Source organism: Enterobacter sp. SORGH_AS_0287 (assembly GCF_031453695.1).
Lineage (GTDB): Bacteria > Pseudomonadota > Gammaproteobacteria > Enterobacterales > Enterobacteriaceae > Enterobacter > Enterobacter ludwigii.
Genome location: NZ_JAVIZW010000001.1, coordinates 1588952 through 1609195 on the forward strand (window position 1 = coordinate 1588952; position 20244 = coordinate 1609195).

The window sequence follows — 20244 nt, forward strand, 5'->3', positions numbered from 1 at the left end:
GCCCCGGCCTGCCGGGGCCCTTATTCGAAAGGAAGAGACAATGAATCACTACACACGCTGGCTTGCGCTGAAAGAAGAAAACCCGGGTCAATACGCACGTGACATCGCAGGCTTAATGAACATCAGCGAAGCAGAGCTGACCTTCGCCCGCGTGGGCCACGACGCCTGGCGCCTGCACGGCGACATCCGCGAAATCATCGGCGCGCTGGAAGCCGTGGGCGAGACCAAATGCATCTGTCGTAACGACTATGCAGTTCACGAGCAGGTGGGCGCGTTTACGCATCAACACCTTGGCGGCCACGCCGGGCTGGTACTGAATCCGCGGGCGCTGGATCTGCGCCTGTTTCTCAACCAGTGGGCGAGCGCGTTCCACATCAGTGAAACCACCGCCCGCGGTGAGCGTCAGAGCATTCAGTTCTTCGACCTTCAGGGCGATGCCCTGCTGAAAGTTTACACGACCGATAACACCGATATTTCTGCCTGGGGCGACCTGCTTACGCGCTTTATCTTTGCCGATAATCCGCCACTGGCACTGAAGCATGCCGATGTCCCTGCCCACAACGAAAAGGCTGATGCCGCCCTCGTTGATCAGGAGTGGCGCGCCATGACCGACGTGCATCAGTTCTTCGGCCTGCTGAAGCGCCACAATCTGAGCCGCCAGCAGGCGTTTCGTCTGGTGGGTGACGATCTGGCCTGCAGGGTAGACAACACCGCTCTGGCACAGCTGCTGGAAACGGTCCGCCTGGAGGGGAATGAAATGATGATCTTCGTCGGCAACCGCGGCTGCGTGCAGATCTTTACCGGCGTGGTGGAAAACGTCGTCTCGATGAAAGGCTGGCTCAACATCTTCAACCCAACCTTTACCCTGCATCTGCGGGATACGTCCATCGCCGAAACATGGGTGACGCGTAAACCCACCGCTGACGGGCACGTCACCAGCCTGGAGCTCTTCGCCGCCGACGGGACGCAAATCGCTCAACTGTACGGTCAACGCAGCGAAGGTGAACCAGAGCAGCGTCAGTGGCGCAGCCAGGTCGACGCCCTGACCCGAAAAGGGCTGGCCGCATGAAAAAATGGCTCGCCCTGCTCTGCGCCCTGCCGCTGGTGACGTTCGCGGCCACACCGCAGAAAATTGTCGCCCTGGGGGGTGACGTGACTGAGATTGTTTATGCCCTTGGCGCGGGATCGTCACTGGTTGCCCGCGACAGCACCAGCCAGTGGCCGCAGGCGGCGAACACCCTGCCCGACGTCGGCTATTTGCGCCAGCTTAACGCGGAGGGGATCTTATCCATGCGCCCGACGCTGGTGCTGGCCAGTGCCCAGGCGCAGCCCTCGCTGGCGTTAAAACAGGTCGAGCAAAATCACGTCAGTGTCGTCACCGTTCCCGGCAGTCATGACCTGAGCGTGATTGACGACAAGGTGCGAGTCATTGCCGAAGCGACGCATCGCGAAGCACAGGGTGACGCATTGCGCGCCAGGCTGCGCCAGGCGCTGGCAGCCCTGCCCACCTCGCCACTCGACAAACGGGTACTGTTTATCCTCAACCACGGCGGGATGACCGCGATGGCTGCCGGACAACAGACCGCCGCGGATGCAGCCATTCGCGCAGCGGGTTTGCAAAACGCGATGCAGGGCTTTACCCGTTATCAGCCGCTGTCCCAGGAAGGCGTGATTGCCAGCCAGCCTGACCTTGTCGTGATTTCACAGGATGGCATAAAGGCATTGGGTGGCGAAGCGAATGTGTGGACACTTCCCGGCCTGGCGCAAACGCCGGCGGGACGGAACAGGCAGGTGCTGACCATCGACGATATGGCGCTGCTGGGCTTTAGCGTGCGCACGCCGCAGGCCATACAGCAATTGCGCACCCGGGCGGAGCAACTGCCCTGATGTCCCGACGGATCGCGTTGTCGCTGTGGATGCTGGCCGCCATCCTGACGGTCATGACGCTGGCGGCCTCCGGGGCTGGCGCACTGCATCTGCCGGTCAGTCTGCTGTGGCGCGGCAGTGATGAAACCCTGCGTCAGATCTGGCTGACCATTCGCCTCCCCCGGGTTCTGCTGGCGCTGGTCACCGGCGGCTCGCTGGCGCTGGCAGGCTGCGTAATGCAGGGGCTTTTTCGTAATCCGCTGGCAGACCCGGGACTGCTTGGGATCAGCAGCGGCGCGGCGCTGGCCGTGGCGCTGTGGGTGGTCATTCCCCTCTCGCTCCCCGCGCTGATGATGCTTTACGCTCCCATGATCGCGGCATTTGGGGGTGCGCTGGCGGCCACTTTCGTCATTTTTGTCCTAAGCCAACAGCGTAACAGCACACTTTCACGGCTGTTACTGGTAGGCATTGCCCTCAATGCCCTGTGCGGTGCGGCAGTCGGCGTACTGTCATGGCTCAGCAATGATGCCCAGCTTCGCCAGCTCTCCCTCTGGGGCATGGGCAGCCTGGGTCAGGCGCAGTGGTCTACGCTGCTGGCCGTCACCTCGCTGATGGTGCCAGGCGTTCTGATTATCTGGCGTCTTGCCTGCACGCTCAATTTACTGCAGCTGGGTGAAGAAGAAGCGCACTACCTTGGCGTGGCGGTAGCAAAGGTACAGCGGATCCTGTTGCTGTGCAGCGCCTTACTGGTTGCCGCCGCGGTTGCCGTCAGCGGGGTGATTGGTTTTGTCGGTCTGGTGGTGCCGCACCTGATACGGATGTGGCTGGGCGCCGATCACCGGGCCGTGATCCCTGGCTCCGTACTGGCCGGGGCGTCGCTGCTGCTGGTTGCCGATACGGTGGCGCGCACGCTGGTCGCGCCGGCTGAAATGCCGGTCGGTTTACTGACCAGTCTCTTCGGCGCGCCGTGGTTCCTGTGGCTCATTTTTCGTCGTGGAGGCGCACATGGCTGAACGCTACTGCGCGGAACGTCTTGTTTATCAGGTCGGGCAACGGACGCTTATCAACGACGTGTCGCTGGCGTTATCTCCGGGGGAAATGGTGGCGTTGATTGGGCCTAACGGTGCCGGAAAATCGACGTTACTGCGCCTGCTCACGGGCTATCTCACGCCTTCTGGCGGGCAATGCAGCCTGGCGGGTACGCCGCTTGAGGCGTGGCACCCGCAAAAGCTTTCACGCCGCCGCGCAGTGATGCGCCAGAATACGCAGCTCGGTTTCGACTGGCCGGTCGACGCGGTGGTGGGTATGGGCCGCGCGCCCTGGACGCGCTACCCGGAAGCCCCGGTTGTCGAAGCCGTAATGGCGATAACGGGCTGCCTGCCCCTCGCAGACCGACACTTTTCGGCCCTCTCCGGTGGCGAGCAACAACGGATCCAGCTCGCCCGCGCCCTGGCGCAGCTCTGGCATGACGGCGGGCCACGCGGCTGGCTGTTTCTCGATGAACCCACTTCCGCGCTGGATCTTTACCACCAGCAGCATCTGCTGCGGCTGTTGAAATCCCTGACCCGTCAGGGCGATTTTCACGTGTGCGTGGTGCTGCACGACCTCAATCTGGCAGCGCTGTGGGCGGACCGGATCCTGCTGCTGCATAACGGCACGCTGGTTTCTCAGGGCACGCCGGAAATGGTTTTACAGGCCGACGCGCTGGCCCGGTGGTATGGCGCTCAGGTATACGTTGGCCCACATCCGGTTCACGCCTCACCGCAGGTGTTTCTCGCCCCCTGACCGGGCTGATAAAAATCTTTCAGCGTCTCAAGCAGGGCATGCGCCGCTTTTGAAAGCTGCGTATGCCCGGGGTGGATCACGCCGATGCATTTTTCAATCGGCGGGTTATCGAGTGGAATACAGACCGCGCCTAACGAGGTCATCTGCGCCTCACACAGTGCCGGGACCGCACTGCCGCCCAGGCCGCTGGCGACCATTCTGCCCACCGTCACCAACTGATGGCTCTCCAGCGCCACATCCAGTTTACGACCGCTGCGGGCCAGTTCTTCTTCCATCATCAGACGAACGGCCGAAGGGCGCTGCAGGGTAATGAAATCCAGCGTCAGTAGCGCTTCCCATGACAGGCGTTTTTTGGCTGCCAGAGCGGATGATTTCGGCACAATGGCGACAAATCGATCGAGACCCAGCGGCGTAAAAAGCAGGTTATGGGTCGGCGCCGGTTCAAACGCGATCCCCATCTCGACCCGCCCTTCCCGCACCATTTCAATTACCTGCTCGTTGATAACATCATGGACGGTGACGTTGACCCCGGCGTGGCGATCGCGAAATGCCTTGAGCACCTCCGGCAGGACATTCGCCGCAAATGACGGCATCGCCGCGACTGAGATTTTGCCGCGCTGCAGCGTAAAGCACTGATGCATGGCCTCTTCGGCGTTATCCCAGTCCGCCAGCAGCTGCCGCGCCATCGGTAAAAAGGTTTCCCCCTCCTGCGTCAGCGCCACCTTGCGGGTGCTGCGCTGCAACAGCGGTCCCCCCAGCGCCTCCTCCAGACCCTTGATCGTCAGGCTGAGCGCCGGCTGGGAAAGATTCAGCCGTTCACTGGCATGCGCGAAATTCAGAGTGTGAGCTACCGCTAAAAACGCGCGTAACTGTTTGACACTCATTCTCATTTTTCACCTTGTTAACTAATTGAAAAAATTTAGTTAACAGGAAATTAATAAAAAAACCAAATGAGTGGGTCACAAATTCAAAATTAACAAATGAGTCGCCGCCCCTAATGATACCGGCACGGATAACGGGAGGGATGATTATGGCGGGACTGGATAAGCGCGTCGGCAGCTATGCGCAGGCGCTGGACGGGCTGACGGACGGAATGACATTGCTGGCAGGCGGCTTCGGCCTGTGCGGCATTCCTGAGAACCTGATTGCCGAAGTCAGACGCCGTCAGGTGCAGGGGCTGACGGTGGTTTCAAACAACTGCGGCGTCGATGGTTTTGGTCTCGGGATACTCCTTGAGACGCGCCAGGTACGAAAAGTGGTGGCGTCGTACGTGGGCGAAAACGCGCTGTTTGAGCAACAGGTGTTGAGCGGCGAGCTGGAAGTGGAACTCACCCCACAGGGAACCCTGGCAGAAAAGGTTCGCGCTGGCGGAGCGGGTATTCCGGCGTTTTACACGGCCACCGGCTATGGCACCCCCGTGGCTGCTGGCAAGGAAGTTCGCCAGTTTGCCGGCAAGCATTATGTCCTCGAAGAGGCCATCACCGGCGATTTTGCGCTGATCAAGGGCTGGAAAGCGGACTGGTACGGCAACGTTATCTATCGCCATACCGCGCAAAACTTTAACCCGCTGATGGCCACCGCGGGCCGGATAACGGTAGTGGAAGTGGAAGAGATCGTCGCCCCGGGCGAACTGCCCCCGTCGGCCATTCATACCCCGGGGATCTACGTCGACAGGCTGATTGTCGGCCAGTTCGAGAAACGCATTGAACAGCGCACGCTGCGCGCAGAGGGAGTCTGAAGATGTTAACCCGTGAACAGATGGCCATGCGCGTCGCCCGAGAACTGCGCGACGGTTACTACGTCAACCTGGGGATAGGGATCCCGACCCTTGTGGCGAACTATATTCCGGCGGGAATGGACGTGATGCTCCAGTCTGAAAACGGCCTGCTGGGGATGGGAGCCTTTCCGGATGAGCAGAGCCTTGACGCCGACATGATCAACGCCGGTAAGCAGACCGTCACCGCGAGGATCGGTGCCGCCATTTTCGACTCGGCCCAGTCGTTCGCCATGATCCGGGGCGGTCATGTTGACCTGACCGTACTCGGGGCGTTCGAAGTGGATGTCGAAGGCAACATCGCCTCGTGGATGATCCCGGGCAAGATGGTGAAAGGGATGGGAGGCGCGATGGATCTGGTCGCCGGGGCGCAGAACATCATTGTGGTGATGACCCATGCCGCAAAAAACGGCGAGTCAAAACTGCTGCCGCGCTGCACGCTGCCGTTGACCGGCGCTGGCTGTATCCGTCGGGTGTTAACCGACCTTGCGTTGCTGGAGATTGAAGACGGCGCGTTCATTCTGCGGGAATACGCCCCCGGCGTCAGTATTGACGACATCGTCAGTAAAACAGCCGGGAAAATCATCGTGGCGGACGACGTGCGCGAGATGCGCTTCAACTGAGGAGTGAACATGAATGAGGTCATGATTGTCGGGGCCACGCGAACCCCTGTAGGCAGTTTTCGCGGATCGCTCTCCTCCCTTTCCGCGGTTGAACTGGGTGCCGTAGCGGTTCGTCGCCTGCTTGAGAACAGCCAGCTGTGCGCAGATCAGGTAGACGAACTGATTTTCGGTCAGGTGCTGACGGCAGGGTGTGGACAAAACCCCGCTCGTCAGACCGCTCTCACGGCCGGATTGCCCGTCAGTACGCCCGCAACAACCGTCAATCTGGTGTGCGGTGCCGGCTTAAAAGCGGTGCAGCTCGCCGCGCAGGCTATCCGCTGCGGCGATGCCGACGTGGTTATCGCTGGCGGCCAGGAGAGCATGAGCAATGCCCCTTACCTGCTGGACGGTGCGCGGTCAGGGTTGCGTTTTGGTCATACAGGGTTGCAGGACAGCATGATAACGGACGGCCTGTGGGACGCATTTAACGATTATCACATGGGCATCACCGCGGAAAACGTTGCCCGCCAGTATGGCATCTCCCGCGAGCAGCAGGACGCTTTTGCCGCCCGGTCGCAGCAAAAAGCGGCGTCGGCCATTGAGCACGGTCTGTTTGACGCGGAGATAGCTCCGGTCACGGTGAGCGAGGGTAAAAAGCCGCCGCGCCTGATCAACAGTGATGAACAACCCCGGCCGGGAACCACCGCTGAGCAACTCGCTCAGTTGCGCCCTGCCTTTCGTCGTGAAGATGGAACGGTCACGGCGGGTAATGCCTCAACCCTGAACGATGGTGCCGCTGCGGTGCTGTTGATGAGCGGTGAAAAAGCGCGGGAAAGCGGATTACCGATCCTGGGACGGGTCGTGAGTTATGCCGTGACCGGCGTTGATCCATCGGTGATGGGCCATCGGGCCGGTCAGCGCCTGCCAGACGGCTCTGGCCCGGGCAGGCTGGGCGCTGGATGAGGTGGACGTCATTGAAGCGAATGAAGCCTTTGCCGCGCAGGCGCTGGCCGTTGGCAAACTGCTCGGCTGGGATGAACGTAAGGTGAACGTTAACGGTGGTGCGATTGCGATTGGCCATCCCATCGGCGCCTCTGGCTGTCGGATCCTCGTCACGCTGCTGCATGAGATGCAACGCCGCGACGCGAAAAAAGGGCTCGTCACCCTGTGTGTGGGAGGTGGGCAAGGCATTGCATTAACCCTTGCGCGCTAACCGCGCCCGGACATCTCGTTGGTACCCGAATATAACAATGATAGTGAGGAGTCATAATGAGTGTGTTGATTGCCCTGGCGGCGCTGGCATTGCTGATGCTTGCGGCCTATCGCGGATACAGCGTTATTCTGTTTGCCCCCATCGCGGCGCTGGGTGCCGTGTTGCTGACCGACCCGGGTGCCGTCGGCCCGACGTTTACCGGTCTGTTTATGGAAAAGATGGTCGGCTTCGTCAAGCTCTACTTCCCGGTGTTCCTGCTGGGTGCCGTGTTTGGCAAGCTGATTGAGCTTTCCGGTTTCTCACGCGCTATCGTCGCTGCAGCGATCCAGATCCTCGGGCGCCGCCATGCGATTCCGGTCATTGTGCTGGTGTGTGCATTGTTAACGTACGGCGGCGTTTCGCTCTTCGTGGTGGCCTTTGCCGTCTATCCTTTTGCGGCCGAACTGTTCCGCCAGAGCGGCATCCCCAAACGTCTTATCCCGGCGACCGTGGCTCTGGGTGCGTTCTCGTTTACCATGGACGCCCTGCCCGGTACGCCGCAGATCCAGAACATTATCCCCACCAGCTTCTTTGGCACTAACGCCTGGGCCGCGCCGTGGCTTGGGCTGATTGGCTCGCTGTTTATCCTCTGTTTTGGCCTGCTCTGGCTGGAGCGTCAGCGGCGAAAGGCGCTCAACAACAATGAGGGCTACGGTTTCGATCTGAAAAATGAACCTGAAACGCCGGACAACATTAACCTGCCCCATCCGCTGATCGCCATTTCCCCTCTGCTGCTGGTGGGGATCCTCAACCTGCTGTTTACCCGCTGGATCCCCGGCTGGTACGGGACGCAACATGAGCTTATCCTGCCCGGACTGGCGAAGCCGATTGTCACCGAGGTCAGCAAAATCACCGCCATCTGGGCCGTGGAAGCGGCGCTGATCGCGGGTATTGTCATGGTACTGCTTTTTGGATTTCGCAATATCCGGGGACGGCTGGCAGAAGGCAGCCGGACGGCGGTCAGCGGCGCCATTCTGGCGGCAATGAATACCGCGTCTGAATACGGTTTCGGGGCGGTGATCGCTGCGCTGCCCGGTTTTCTGGTCTTATCCAAAGCGCTCGCCGCTATCCCGAACCCGTTGCTCAACGAAGCCATCAGCGTGACCGTGCTTGCCGGGATCACCGGTTCGGCGTCGGGCGGAATGAGCATCGCCCTTGCGGCCATGGCCGATACGTTTGTCGCGGCCGCCCACGCAGCCAATATCCCTCTGGAGGTTCTCCACCGCGTGGCCTCGATGGCCAGCGGCGGCATGGATACGCTTCCCCATAACGGGGCCGTGATTACGTTGCTTGCCATTACGGGTCTGAGCCATCGTCAGGCGTATGGCGGCATTTTCGCTATCACCCTCATCAAAAGTCTGGCGGTGCTTTTTGTCATTGCCGTGTTCTATCTCACCGGCATTGTGTAAGGAGAATAAAATGAATCTGAACGGTAAAACCGCACTGGTGACCGGCTCGACCAGCGGTATTGGACTTGGGATCGCTGGCGTGCTGGCGAAGGCCGGCGCGCAGTTGATTCTTAACGGTTTCGGCGACAGTGAATCGGCAAGAGACGAAATCGCGAAACGGGGTAAAACGCCGGGCTATCACGATGCGGACCTGCGTGACGTCCAGCAGATTGAAGCCATGATGCACTACGCCGAAACCCGGTATGGCGGAGTCGATATTCTGATCAACAACGCCGGTATACAGCACGTCGCACCTGTTGATGCGTTCCCGGTGGAGAAATGGAACGACATTATTGCCATCAACCTCTCTTCCGTCTTTCACACCAGCCGGCTGGCGCTGCCTGCGATGCAGGCGAAAAACTGGGGACGCATCATTAATATCGCCTCCGTGCATGGGCTGGTCGCGTCGAAAGAGAAATCCGCCTATGTTGCCGCCAAGCATGGCGTGGTGGGCTTTACCAAATCCCTGGCGCTGGAGACCGCCCGCACCGGTATTACCGCCAATGCCATCTGCCCAGGCTGGGTGCTGACCCCGCTGGTGCAGCAGCAAATCGACAGACGTATTGCCGATGGCGTCGCACCGGATGTCGCTCGTGAGCAACTGCTGGCAGAGAAACAGCCCGCCGGTGAGTTTGTTACGCCGGAACAGCTAGGCGAGCTGGCGTTGTTTTTGTGCAGTGACAGCGCCGTACAGGTCCGCGGCGCCGCCTGGAATATGGATGGCGGATGGGTCGCACAGTGACCGCGGTATCGGCATAAAAAAACCTGGCACCGCAAGGTGTCAGGTTTTGTCCGCCCGGGCTAGCTCGAACAGCTCACTTCCAGGCGTTTTCCCCAGTCCGGCGGACGGCTGACATAGTCGTCATCACGGTCAGCAAACGGCGTACGCAGAGCCACATGCAGGCGATGTAGTTCGTCATACTCCCCCTGCTCTGCCTGTTCAATGGCCCGCTGCGCCAGCCAGTTGCGCAACACCATCGCCGGGTTCGCCGCGTTCATTTGCGCCTGCCGGGTTGCGTCGTCGACCTGCTCTTGCTGCAACCGCGCACGGTAAAGCGCAAACCAGTCGTCAAAGCCCTGCCTGTCAATGAACTCGTCGCGCAGCGGTGAGGCACTACTGTGTTGCTCAGTCTGGCTCAGCATCCGGAAGGTGCGAGTGTAATCGCTGCCTTCACGTTCCATGAGGGCAAACAGAGCGTTCAGGATGTCGTTATCGCCCCTCTCCTGCGTCACCAGCCCCAGCTTGTTGCGCATCAACGCGCCGTATTCGCGCAGTAAAATGTCCTGGTAGCTGTCGAGCGCATCATTCAGGGCATCAACGTCGATAAACGGCGACAGAGTTTGCGCAAGGCGCTGCAGGTTCCACAGGCCAACAGCCGGCTGATTGTCGAAACTGTAACGTCCCTGATAGTCAGAATGGTTGCAGATGTACCCCGGCTGATAGTCATCAAGAAAGCCGAACGGACCGTAATCAAAGGTCAACCCGAGAAGCGACATGTTGTCCGTGTTCATCACCCCATGGGCAAACCCGACCGTCTGCCAGCGGGCAATCATGGTTGCGGTACGGGCTACCACATCGCGGAACCAGAGAATGTATTTATCGGCCTCGTCCTGGAAATGAGACCAGTGATGACGAATGGCATAATCCGCAAGCTGGCGGACTTTTTCCGGCTCACGACGATAATAAAAGTGTTCAAAGTGGCCAAAACGCAGATGGCTTTGCGCAACGCGCATAAGCATCGCCCCTTTTTCCATCGTTTCACGCGCCACCGGGGTGTCACTGGTTACAATCGACAGTGCGCGGGTGGTGGGGATCCCCAGCGCATGCATCGCTTCTGATGCCAGACATTCGCGAATAGTCGAACGCAATACCGCGCGCCCGTCGCCCATTCGAGAGTAAGGGGTCAGGCCGGCCCCCTTCAGGTGCCAGTCCACCGTCTCCCCGTTGGGCAGCCGTTGTTCGCCCAGCAGAATCCCCCGGCCATCGCCCAGTTGTCCTGCCCAGACGCCAAACTGATGTCCGCTATAGACCTGAGCCAGAGGCTGCATACCGGCAAGCAGCGTTTCGCCTCCCCAGACGCCAGCGCCGTCGGAGGGCTGAAACATCTCAGGTGGAACAGCCAGCTCATCTGCCAGCCGATCGTTATGCCAGATAAGACGGGAATTTTGTAACGGTGTGGGTTTGAGTGCGGTATAAAAACCCGGCAACTCGTCATGCCAGTGAGCAGTAAAAGACAGGGTCATAGGTCCTCCTGCTTTTAGTGTAGAGGGTTTACCCGGACTTAAACACGGGCGAAAGAGAGGGTTATCACTGAACGAGCGTGGTGACGTGCTCTGCAGAGACGGCTGGCCAGAGCGCCCCCTGCATTGCGCCAAAGTTAAAGGACAAGACGCGCTGCAATAAACCGTGGTCATCAATGCCGCCGACGAGCACGGACTGACAGTGAGGCGTTATTTGCCAGAGGATTGCGCGCATAAAAGGCTCAAAAGAGAGTTCAGAAGCACGCTGCTGGATAAATCCCTTGTCGAGAATGACCCGTTTAAACAATCCATCATAAACGGCTTTCAACGACGCTGCGCCTGCGCCAAAGTTTGCCAGCACCAGCGGAAAATGGATTGCCATTCTCGCCAGTTGCAGATCGTCCTTCCCGTTATTTAAACCTGGATAATTCTCATTAACAGTAAACTCAAGAAACGGATAACGCTCAAGTATTGAAACAGCGTTCTCATTACTTAATAAAAATTCAACAATTACAGGTGTAATATTGATCCATGCAATTAACTGATGCTGAATAAAAAACAGTTTACAGGTATCAAGCAATTGCAATTTCTCGTTAAACAACGCTAACTCTTCTTCAGCCGAAAGCCGCGGGATAACGAGTTCGGTGGGGATCCGAACGTGGGTACCGACGCCAGTAAAGTTAACCAGAACCTCTAAACCTTTAAGCTCGCCGGCGCTATTACGGGCAGGCAGAAGCATCAGTTCAGACTGGTAAGCATTATCTAGCGTAATAATCATTGCACTCGCCCCGCATTAAAGATGAGAGAGGACATCCTGGAGCAATTGCCGACACAATTCCACTGTCTTGATTTTAATAAGATTAATTTCATTAGTTCCGTATTATTTTTCAGATTTATCCCTGAATCTAAAATAATCTTATCCTGGTTACTCAGTAATAGCCAGTTTTAGATAAAACAGACACCTGAGGAGATAAGTCATTTTTCGTAAATTTAACTTTAAACCTCTTATTTGAGAAAAAATGGCATGATTTATTAGTTATCATGCCATCATAAGAGACTGCTCTTTGACAGACTAAATACGTCGTGCCTGCCAGAAGTTTTTACGCCAGTAAACATTATCGAGCGACGAGCGCATCACCCCACGACTGGTCGAGGCGTGAATAAACTGATTATCGGTATCATAAATACCGACGTGAAGCCCACTGTCACCCGAGCCGGTTTTGAAAAAAACCAGGTCGCCGGGCAGCAAATCATCTTTATCGATTTCCGTGCCAATTTCCGCCTGTTTGCGCGTTTCGCGCGGAAGCTGTAAATCAAACTTATCGCGAAACGTCATCAGAACAAAGCCAGAACAATCTACGCCCCCACGGCTCATGCCGCCATAGCGATAGGGCGTGCCGCGCCAGTTGCTCAGCTGATCGTTGAGGCTCGCAATGACGGTAATAGAATCTGAAAGCCGCGGGTTAGGCGGCGGCGCACGATGGCTACTGCATCCCGCAAGAAATAACGCGGCCATCAGGAGAAACCAGAATCGCATTTTCAGACGAATCCTCTGCTTTTTTTGTTCTTTTCGTAATTTAGCGTGCAACGGCGTTAACAGGCAAGAAACGGTTACGCCTGCGCGGTAGAAATCAGCATCTTATGCCCTTCTATATCCAGCCTGCGGAAAGACATATTGTACGCGCGGGCAAGATTTGGCGGCGTCAATACCGCATCGCGCGTGCCGCTGGCAATCATCTTTCCTCGCGCCAACAGCCACACTCGGTGGGCGTGACGCAGCGTATGGTTCAGGTCATGACTGCTCATGACCACGCCGATCCCTTTTTTGCTCAGGGAGCTTAACAGGGTGTCCAGCGCGGCCTGCTGTGCCACATCCAGACCGCTCATCGGTTCATCCAGAAGCAGCAGTCTGCCATGTGGATTGCCGGCCGGGTGAATCTGTAAAATGACGGCCGCCAGACGCACGCGCTGCCACTCGCCCCCCGAAAGCTGGCTGGCATTCCGGGACAATTTATCTTCTAGCCCTAATCCCGTCGCCACCTCAGTGAGCAGCGACGTATGCTGTTTATCGTGCAGATGCAGCATCAGGTAGTGCCAGACGGGCATCGCAAAGGGCGGGACCTGCTGCTGCACCAGATAGCTGCGCCTGTGCGCCAGTGAGACTGGCGACCAGTCAGCAAGGTTATGCTCCAGCAGGGTTATCTCCCCCGCGCCGGCGGTCAGCCCCGCCATGCGCGCCAGTAAGGTGCTCTTTCCTGCGCCGTTCGGCCCGACAAGATGCAGGATTTCGCCTGCATTGATGGCACCGGTTATCGGCTCCAGACGCCCCGTATCGGCGACGTCCGTGAGCTGCATCAGCAACGTCATTATTTCGCCAGCGCCAGCTTGATAGACTCCATCACAATCGGATCTTCAGGCGTCATGTCCGGTGAAAAACGCTGCACCACCTGTCCGTCACGACCGATAAGGAATTTTTCAAAATTCCACAGGATATCGTCCGGATAGAGCGGCGCGCGTCCTTTACTGGCCATGCGCTCATAAAAACCGCTGCCTTCCGGCGCAACGGCGGTCGGCGCGGCCGCCACCAGCTTCGCATACAGGGGATGGCGATGTTCACCGTTAACGTCGATTTTGCTGAACATCGGGAACGTCACACCGTAGGTGGTGCTGCAAAACGTTTTGATTTCGTCTTCGCTGCCCGGCTCCTGGCCCAGGAACTGGTTGCACGGGAAGCCCAGTACGGTGAAACCGTCTTTCTCCCAGGCTTTTTGAATGTTTTCCAGCTGCTCGTACTGTGGCGTCAGGCCACATTTGGAGGCCACATTCACGATGAGCAGCACGTTGCCTTTATAGCTTTCCAGCGTGGTTTTCTCACCCTCAATGGTGGTCACTTCGGTATTCAAAATATCAGACTGCATAGCATTCCCTCAGGTTATCTTACGGGTAGTGATTTAACGTCCGGATTTTAATAGTAGCCAGATAAATACCGGCGCGCCCAGCGTGGCGGTCACCACGCCTATTGGCAGCTCAGCGGCTGTCAGGGCGAGCCGGGCGATGATATCCGCCACCAGCAGCGTTACCGCCCCGGCAACCGCCGAGGCCGGCAGTAAGGTTCGATGGTCGGTGATACCGCACAGACGCAGCATGTGCGGGATAACCAGCCCAATAAAGCCAATCGCCCCGGCCAGTGCCACGCTCACACCAACCAGCCAGCCAATGGCAATGACCAGCACGTTACGCCAGAAGCCTATCGGCATGCCAAGCTGGCGGGCCGAGGTTTCCCCCAGCGCGAGAATATTCAGCGGCTGTGCCTGCAGGCCTGCCCACAGCAAGACCGGTATCAGCAGTGCCATCAGCCAGCCCTGGCGCCAGTCTACGCCCCCGAAGCCGCCCATCATCCAGTACATCAACTGACGCAAGTCAAAGGACGTGGAGAAGTACACCGCCCAGGTCATCAGCGCGCTACAGATGATCCCCAGAGCCACCCCGGCAAGCAGCAGCCGACTGGTTGATAAGTGCCGTCTGGCAAAGCGCAAAAGGATTACCGTTATCAGCAACGCGCCGATAATGGCGCTGAGGCTAATCCCCCATGAGGAGAGTTCCCCCCCGCCCAACATCACCGCCGCCACCAGCCCTACGCCCGCGCCATTCGACACACCGAGCAGCCCGGGCTCCGCCAACGGGTTATCAAATAATGCCTGCATAATGGTGCCGCACAGTGCCAGCGCGGCGCCCACCAGGATCACCGCCAGCGTGCGCGGCAGACGGATTTGCCAGACGAAAAGCTGCCCCTCAGGCTCAAACCAGTGTTCAGGCCCTATCCACTGTTCTCCGGCGCACAGGCTGACGCCTGCGGTAACAATGAGCAGCAGCACGAGCAAAAGCAGGTGTCGTTGATCTAAACGGTGCTGGCGATGGGCATAATCAAGCATGGACATGGTTTTAGTAGCGTGTGATGTAATTGATTTTACGGCGGGTTTGCCAGAGAGCGCAAAGAAAAAAGGCCGCGTGAGCGGCCTTTTTAGTTAGTTCATATTACTCTGCTTTGGGCGTTGCGTTTTCGACACGGCTTTTTAACTTCTGGCCGGGTCTGAAGGTCACCACGCGGCGGGCTGTAATCGGAATATCTTCCCCCGTCTTCGGGTTACGGCCCGGACGTTGGTTTTTGTCACGCAAATCAAAATTGCCAAAACCGGAGAGTTTTACCTGCTCACCATTTTCCAGAGCACGACGGATCTCTTCGAAAAACAGCTCTACCAGCTCTTTGGCATCTCGTTTGCTAAGCCCAAGCTTATCAAACAGATATTCTGACATTTCAGCTTTTGTAAGCGCCATAGGTTCAATCCCTCAATGATGCCTGGAATCGCTCTTTTAATGCCTCTACACATTTGGCGACGGTAGCGGCAATCTCCTCTTCTTCGAGTGTACGGCTGGTATCCTGAAGGATAAGGCTAATAGCGAGGCTCTTGAAACCTTCTGCTACGCCCTTGCCGCGGTACACGTCAAATAAGTTTACGCCAACTACCTGATTTACGCCAACTTTCTTACATTCGGCCAAAATATCTGCTGCGGGCACATTTTCCGCGACCACAACCGCGATATCACGGCGGTTTGCCGGGAAGCGTGAGACGTCACGGGCCTGAGGAATGACGCGATCTGCAACCGGGCTCCATTCCAGCTCGAACACGATAGTACGGCCGTTCAGGTCCAGCTTGCGCTCCAGCTCAGGATGAACAACGCCAATGAAACCAATGCGTTTGCCGTCTAAATAGATAGCCGCGCTTTGGCCTGGATGCAGCGCAGGGATCGCTTCTGCACGGAATTCAATTTCAGATAATTTACCGGTCAGATCGAGAATTGCTTCCAGATCTCCCTTCATATCGTAGAAATCAACCGTGCCTTTTGCCAGGTCCCAGTGCTCTTCGTAACGGTTACCGCTGATGGCACCAGCCAGCATGAGATCCTGACGGATGCCTAAATTTGCCTGATTATCCGGTACAAAGCGTAAACCACTTTCGAAAATTCGCACGCGGTTTTGCTGACGATTCTGGTTGTAAACGATAGTTCCCAGCAGACCGGTCCACAGGGACAGGCGCATCGCGGACATTTCGCTGGAGATTGGGCTTGGCAGGATCAGCGCCTCCAGGCCCGGATGGATCATCTGCTGCAGTTTTGGATCAACAAAGCTGTAGGTGATCACTTCCTGATAACCTTTGTCGTTCAGCATGGTTTTCACACGCTTAAGAGACAAATCTGCTTCACGGTGGCTTCCCATCACCAGACCCGCCTGAACAGGCTCATCCGGGATGTTGTTATAGCCGTATACGCGAGCCACTTCTTCCACCAGATCTTCTTCGATCTCCATGTCGAAACGCCAGGATGGCGCAACGGCTTTCCACTCGTCCTGCCCTTCGGTCACGTCACAACCCAGGCGGCGAAGGATATCGCTGACCTGTGCGTCAGCAACATGGTGACCAATCAGACGATCCAGCTTGCTACGACGCAGGGTAATGGTCGCACGCTTCGGCAACGTCGCTTCGTGGGTGACGTCGATAACCGGGCCCGCTTCACCGCCGCAGATGTCGATCAGCAGACGCGTCGCACGCTCCATCGCTTTGTGCTGCAGTGCCGGATCGACGCCACGCTCATAACGGTGAGAGGCATCGGTATGCAGGCCGTGACGACGTGCGCGACCGGTGATAGAGAGCGGGCTGAAAAACGCACACTCCAGCAGAACGTTTTGCGTTGCATCGTTTACACCGGAGTGTTCGCCACCGAAGATACCGCCCATCGCCAGCGCTTTAACGTGGTCCGCTATCACCAGCGTATCAGCATTCAGTTTTGCTTCGCTGCCGTCGAGCAGAACCAGGGTTTCGCCCTCTTTCGCCATACGCACCACAATACCGCCTTCGATACGATCTTTATCGAACGCGTGCATCGGCTGACCCAGCTCCAGCAGAACATAGTTGGTCACGTCAACGACGGCGTCGATAGAACGAATACCGCAGCGACGCAGCTTCTCTTTCATCCACAGCGGGGTTGGCGCTTTTACGTTGATGCCTTTCACCACACGACCAAGGTAGCGTGGGCACGCATCAGCGGCTTCAACCTGAATCGGCAGTGTGTCACTGATGGTAGCGTCAACCGGTACGATTTCCGGTACGTTCAGTTCAGTCTGGTTCAGCACGGCCACATCGCGGGCCACGCCGATAATGCCTAAGCAGTCCGCACGGTTTGGCGTCACGCTGATTTCAATGGTGTTGTCATCGAGTTTCAGGTATTCGCGGATGTCGGTACCAATAGGCGCATCAAGCGGCAGCTCAATGATGCCATTGTGATCGTCGGAAATACCCAGCTCAGAGAACGAACACAGCATGCCTTCAGACGGCTCACCGCGCAGTTTCGCTGCTTTAATTTTAAAATCGCCCGGCAGTACAGCCCCCACGGTCGCCACGGCCACTTTCAGGCCCTGACGGCAGTTTGGCGCGCCACAGACGATATCCAGCAGGCGATCGCCGCCTACGTTAACTTTTGTCACACGCAGTTTGTCAGCGTTAGGGTGCTGACCGCACTCAACCACTTCGCCCACAACGACGCCATTGAAAGTGCCAGAAACCGGCTCAACACCGTCAACTTCCAGACCCGCCATGGTGATCTGGTTGGAAAGCGCTTCGCTATCAAGCGTGGTGTTCACCCATTCGCGTAACCACAGTTCACTGAATTTCATTGTTCTGTCCTGCCCTTATTTAAACTGTTTGAGGAAACGCAGATCGTTTTCGAAGAATGCACGCAAATCGGTCACGCCATAGCGCAGCATTGTCAGACGCTCCATGCCCATACCGAACGCAAAGCCGGAGTAGACTTCTGGATCGATACCCACGTTGCGCAGAACGTTTGGATGCACCATGCCGCAGCCCAGCACTTCCAGCCATTTGCCGTTTTTACCCATCACGTCAACTTCCGCAGACGGTTCAGTGAACGGGAAGTAGGACGGACGGAAACGAACCTGCAGGTCTTCCTCAAAGAAGTTGTTCAGGAAATCGTGCAGCGTACCTTTCAGGTTGGTAAAGCTGATGTTCTTATCAACAATCAGGCCTTCCATCTGATGGAACATCGGGGTATGGGTCTGATCGTAGTCGTTACGGTACACGCGGCCCGGTGCGATGATGCGGATCGGGGGCTCCTGTTCCTTCATGGTACGGATCTGAACGCCCGAGGTCTGAGTACGCAGCAGACGGGTGGCGTCGAACCAGAAAGTGTCGTGGTCAGCACGTGCCGGATGATGGCCTGGAATATTGAGGGCGTCGAAGTTGTGGTAATCATCTTCGATTTCCGGGCCAGTCGCCACGGTAAAGCCGAGCTCACCGAAGAAACTTTCAATGCGATCAATGGTGCGGGTAACCGGATGCAGGCCACCATTTTCAATACGGCGACCCGGCAGGGAGACATCGATAGTCTCTGCCGCCAGACGCGCATTCAGCACCGCGCTTTCCAGCTCAGCTTTGCGCGCGTTCAGTGCCTGTTGCACCTGCTCTTTGGCTTCGTTAATGACCGCACCCGCTGCCGGGCGTTCCTCTGGCGGCAGTTCACGCAGGGTTGTCATTTGAAGGGTCAAATGCCCTTTCTTACCGAGATATTCGACGCGGACATTGTCTAACGCGGCAACATCTGAGGCCTGATTAATGGCGGCTGTTGCACTGGCAACCAGCTCTGCGAGATGTGACATGATTTTCCTCATTATGTCGGTGCAGACACCGATTTGGTGGAGTTATTCTCTCGAATTTAGACACAAAAAAAGCCTCCATCAGGAGGCTTATCTGGCGCTGTTTTTCGTTTCATCTTTCACGCGCTAGCCTCCTGAATTCAGGTGCTAAAGTAAAAGAAGAAGCGGAAAATAGCAGCATTCATGCTTGCGTTACCTTATGTGGTAAAAAACCGTTGAGACCTTATTGAAAAGGTTGCACGGGTAAAAGTCAATCTTCTGATGGTGTTAAATGAAAAGAGGGAGCGAAGCCCCCTCTTTCAACTGGCTTATGCCAGTGCTGCTTTCGCTTTTTCGACCAGAGCGGTGAACGCTACTTTGTCGAATACTGCGATGTCAGCCAGAATCTTACGGTCGATTTCAACAGAGGCTTTTTTCAGGCCGTTGATGAATTTGCTGTAAGAAATACCGTTCTGACGTGCTGCTGCGTTGATACGCGCAATCCACAGTTGACGGAACTGACGCTTACGTTGACGACGGTCACGGTAAGCGTACTGACCTGCTTTGATAACAGCCTGGAAGGCAACGCGGTATACGCGTGAACGCGCACCGTAGTAGCCTTTAGCTTGTTTCAAAATTTTCTTGTGACGTGCACGTGCAATTACACCACGTTTTACGCGAGCCATATGTGCTCTCCTGTATCTATATTCTTAGTAAAAAATTAAACGTTAACGGCTTATGCGTACGGCAGGCACGCGATAACCAGACCCAGATCGCCTTTAGAAACAAGGCCTTTTGGACGCAGGTGACGTTTACGCTTAGTAGATTTTTTGGTCAGAATATGACGCAGGTTTGCGTGCTTACGCTTAAATCCACCACCACCGGTTTTTTTGAAGCGCTTAGCAGCACCGCGTACGGTCTTAATTTTTGGCATCTTAATTACTTCCACTTCGCATTGTTAAATAAACGAAACATAGGCGAACAAAACCTATGAGACCCGAAGGCTCCACAGGTTTTGCTGCTTGAAGGCCTTACTGTTTCTTCTTAGGAGCGAGCACCATGATCATCTGGCGGCCTTCGATCTTCGTAGGGAAGGATTCGACTACTGCCAGTTCACTCAGATCGTCACGGACGCGGTTAAGCACTTCCATACCAATCTGTTGGTGGGCCATCTCACGACCGCGGAAACGCAGTGTGATCTTGGCCTTATCGCCATCTTCCAGAAAGCGAATCAGGCTGCGGAGTTTTACCTGATAATCGCCATCGTCGGTACCAGGACGGAATTTAATTTCCTTAACCTGGATAACTTTTTGCTTTTTCTTCTGTTCCTTAGAAGACTTACTCTTTTCATAAAGGAACTTGCCGTAGTCCATGATACGACAAACTGGCGGTTCGGCGTTAGGGCTGATTTCAACTAAATCTACTCCAGCTTCTTCAGCCTTTTCGATCGCTTCTCTCAGACTCACAATCCCCAGCTGCTCGCCTTCCAGACCTGTTAAGCGAACTTCCTGGGCGCGAATCTCGCCATTGATACGATTCGGACGTGCCGTTTGAACTCGTTTTCCGCCTTTAAT

Annotated in this window: 22 protein-coding genes, 1 pseudogene and 1 other annotated feature; of the genes and pseudogenes, 9 read left to right on the forward strand and 14 right to left on the reverse strand. The window is 56.7% G+C overall.

What is annotated here, in order from left to right; translation table 11 throughout:
• Positions 1-40: 40 nt before the first annotated feature.
• Genes QE396_RS07535 through QE396_RS07550 form a run of 4 tightly spaced genes read left to right on the forward strand, consistent with a single transcriptional unit; the run spans position 41 to position 3651 of the window.
• Positions 41-1069, forward strand: coding sequence for a hemin-degrading factor (locus tag QE396_RS07535; protein ID WP_041162552.1), 1029 nt, complete (start codon positions 41-43; stop codon positions 1067-1069).
• Positions 1066-1887: a hemin ABC transporter substrate-binding protein gene (locus QE396_RS07540; protein ID WP_041162551.1), complete on the forward strand. Its 822-nt coding sequence runs from the start codon at positions 1066-1068 to the stop codon at positions 1885-1887. Before QE396_RS07535 ends, QE396_RS07540 begins: the two co-directional genes overlap by 4 nt.
• Positions 1887-2879, forward strand: coding sequence for an iron ABC transporter permease (locus QE396_RS07545; protein ID WP_014169708.1), 993 nt, complete (start codon positions 1887-1889; stop codon positions 2877-2879). The genes QE396_RS07540 and QE396_RS07545 overlap by 1 nt, the downstream gene beginning before the upstream one ends.
• Entirely contained in the window at positions 2872-3651 is a 780-nt protein-coding gene (locus QE396_RS07550) for a heme ABC transporter ATP-binding protein (RefSeq protein WP_041162550.1), read from the forward strand. Before QE396_RS07545 ends, QE396_RS07550 begins: the two co-directional genes overlap by 8 nt.
• Here QE396_RS07550 and QE396_RS07555 read toward each other — a convergent pair.
• A complete protein-coding gene (locus QE396_RS07555) occupies positions 3618-4541 on the reverse strand; it encodes a LysR family transcriptional regulator (protein ID WP_014169706.1) in 924 nt (307 codons plus the stop codon). The two genes, QE396_RS07550 and QE396_RS07555, sit on opposite strands and share 34 nt — an antisense overlap.
• Positions 4542-4681: 140 nt before the next feature.
• On the opposite strand from QE396_RS07555, the gene QE396_RS07560 reads away from it, so the two are divergent.
• The 5 genes and pseudogenes from QE396_RS07560 to QE396_RS07580 all read left to right on the forward strand — a co-directional run bounded on the left by QE396_RS07560 (position 4682) and on the right by QE396_RS07580 (position 9469).
• Positions 4682-5389: a CoA transferase subunit A gene (locus tag QE396_RS07560; RefSeq protein WP_032677981.1), complete on the forward strand. Its 708-nt coding sequence runs from the start codon at positions 4682-4684 to the stop codon at positions 5387-5389.
• Positions 5390-5391: 2 nt separating this feature from the next.
• Positions 5392-6048, forward strand: coding sequence for a CoA transferase subunit B (locus QE396_RS07565; RefSeq protein ID WP_014169704.1), 657 nt, complete (start codon positions 5392-5394; stop codon positions 6046-6048).
• A 9-nt stretch (positions 6049-6057) separates the two neighbouring features.
• Positions 6058-7240, forward strand: a pseudogene (locus tag QE396_RS07570) (acetyl-CoA C-acetyltransferase).
• 53 nt (positions 7241-7293) lie between these two features.
• The gene (locus QE396_RS07575; protein WP_176399550.1) at positions 7294-8688 is read left to right on the forward strand and encodes a GntP family permease; all 1395 of its coding nucleotides are present in this window, start codon (positions 7294-7296) and stop codon (positions 8686-8688) included.
• A 10-nt stretch (positions 8689-8698) separates the two neighbouring features.
• Positions 8699-9469, forward strand: coding sequence for a 3-hydroxybutyrate dehydrogenase (locus QE396_RS07580; RefSeq protein WP_032681201.1), 771 nt, complete (start codon positions 8699-8701; stop codon positions 9467-9469).
• 59 nt (positions 9470-9528) lie between these two features.
• Here the strand turns inward: QE396_RS07580 and selO are convergent, their stop codons facing one another.
• The 13 genes from selO to infC all read right to left on the reverse strand — a co-directional run bounded on the left by selO (position 9529) and on the right by infC (position 20244).
• Entirely contained in the window at positions 9529-10971 is a 1443-nt protein-coding gene (selO, locus tag QE396_RS07585) for a protein adenylyltransferase SelO (RefSeq protein WP_041162548.1), read from the reverse strand.
• A gap of 64 nt (positions 10972-11035) precedes the next feature.
• A complete protein-coding gene (locus tag QE396_RS07590) occupies positions 11036-11746 on the reverse strand; it encodes an EAL domain-containing protein (protein ID WP_014169699.1) in 711 nt (236 codons plus the stop codon).
• Between the two features lie 294 nt (positions 11747-12040).
• Complete coding sequence (locus QE396_RS07595) at positions 12041-12505, reverse strand: NlpC/P60 family protein (protein WP_020884403.1); 465 nt, start codon at positions 12503-12505, stop codon at positions 12041-12043.
• 74 nt (positions 12506-12579) lie between these two features.
• Positions 12580-13335, reverse strand: coding sequence for a vitamin B12 ABC transporter ATP-binding protein BtuD (gene btuD, locus QE396_RS07600; RefSeq protein WP_014169697.1), 756 nt, complete (start codon positions 13333-13335; stop codon positions 12580-12582).
• Positions 13335-13886 (reverse strand): glutathione peroxidase, encoded by a 552-nt coding sequence (locus QE396_RS07605; protein ID WP_014169696.1) that lies wholly within the window; start codon positions 13884-13886, stop codon positions 13335-13337. The genes btuD and QE396_RS07605 overlap by 1 nt, the downstream gene beginning before the upstream one ends.
• A gap of 33 nt (positions 13887-13919) precedes the next feature.
• A complete protein-coding gene (gene btuC / locus QE396_RS07610) occupies positions 13920-14900 on the reverse strand; it encodes a vitamin B12 ABC transporter permease BtuC (RefSeq protein ID WP_025204397.1) in 981 nt (326 codons plus the stop codon).
• A 103-nt stretch (positions 14901-15003) separates the two neighbouring features.
• Positions 15004-15303, reverse strand: a complete 300-nt coding sequence (ihfA, locus tag QE396_RS07615) for an integration host factor subunit alpha (RefSeq protein ID WP_003857805.1) — start codon at positions 15301-15303, stop codon at positions 15004-15006.
• Positions 15304-15307: 4 nt separating this feature from the next.
• Positions 15308-17695: a phenylalanine--tRNA ligase subunit beta gene (pheT, locus tag QE396_RS07620; protein ID WP_309950569.1), complete on the reverse strand. Its 2388-nt coding sequence runs from the start codon at positions 17693-17695 to the stop codon at positions 15308-15310.
• Between the two features lie 15 nt (positions 17696-17710).
• Positions 17711-18694: a phenylalanine--tRNA ligase subunit alpha gene (gene pheS / locus QE396_RS07625; RefSeq protein ID WP_020884406.1), complete on the reverse strand. Its 984-nt coding sequence runs from the start codon at positions 18692-18694 to the stop codon at positions 17711-17713.
• Between the two features lie 62 nt (positions 18695-18756).
• Positions 18757-18881, reverse strand: a sequence feature (Phe leader region).
• Entirely contained in the window at positions 18832-18876 is a 45-nt protein-coding gene (gene pheM, locus QE396_RS07630) for a pheST operon leader peptide PheM (protein ID WP_001386830.1), read from the reverse strand. Its footprint overlaps the feature before it by 45 nt.
• A 118-nt stretch (positions 18882-18999) precedes the next feature.
• On the reverse strand, positions 19000-19356 hold the full coding sequence (gene rplT / locus QE396_RS07635) for a 50S ribosomal protein L20 (protein WP_000124850.1): 357 nt from the start codon (positions 19354-19356) through the stop codon (positions 19000-19002).
• Positions 19357-19406: 50 nt separating this feature from the next.
• Positions 19407-19604 (reverse strand): 50S ribosomal protein L35, encoded by a 198-nt coding sequence (rpmI, locus tag QE396_RS07640; protein WP_003030583.1) that lies wholly within the window; start codon positions 19602-19604, stop codon positions 19407-19409.
• A gap of 97 nt (positions 19605-19701) precedes the next feature.
• Positions 19702-20244: a translation initiation factor IF-3 gene (infC, locus tag QE396_RS07645; RefSeq protein ID WP_023616141.1), complete on the reverse strand. Its 543-nt coding sequence runs from the start codon at positions 20242-20244 to the stop codon at positions 19702-19704.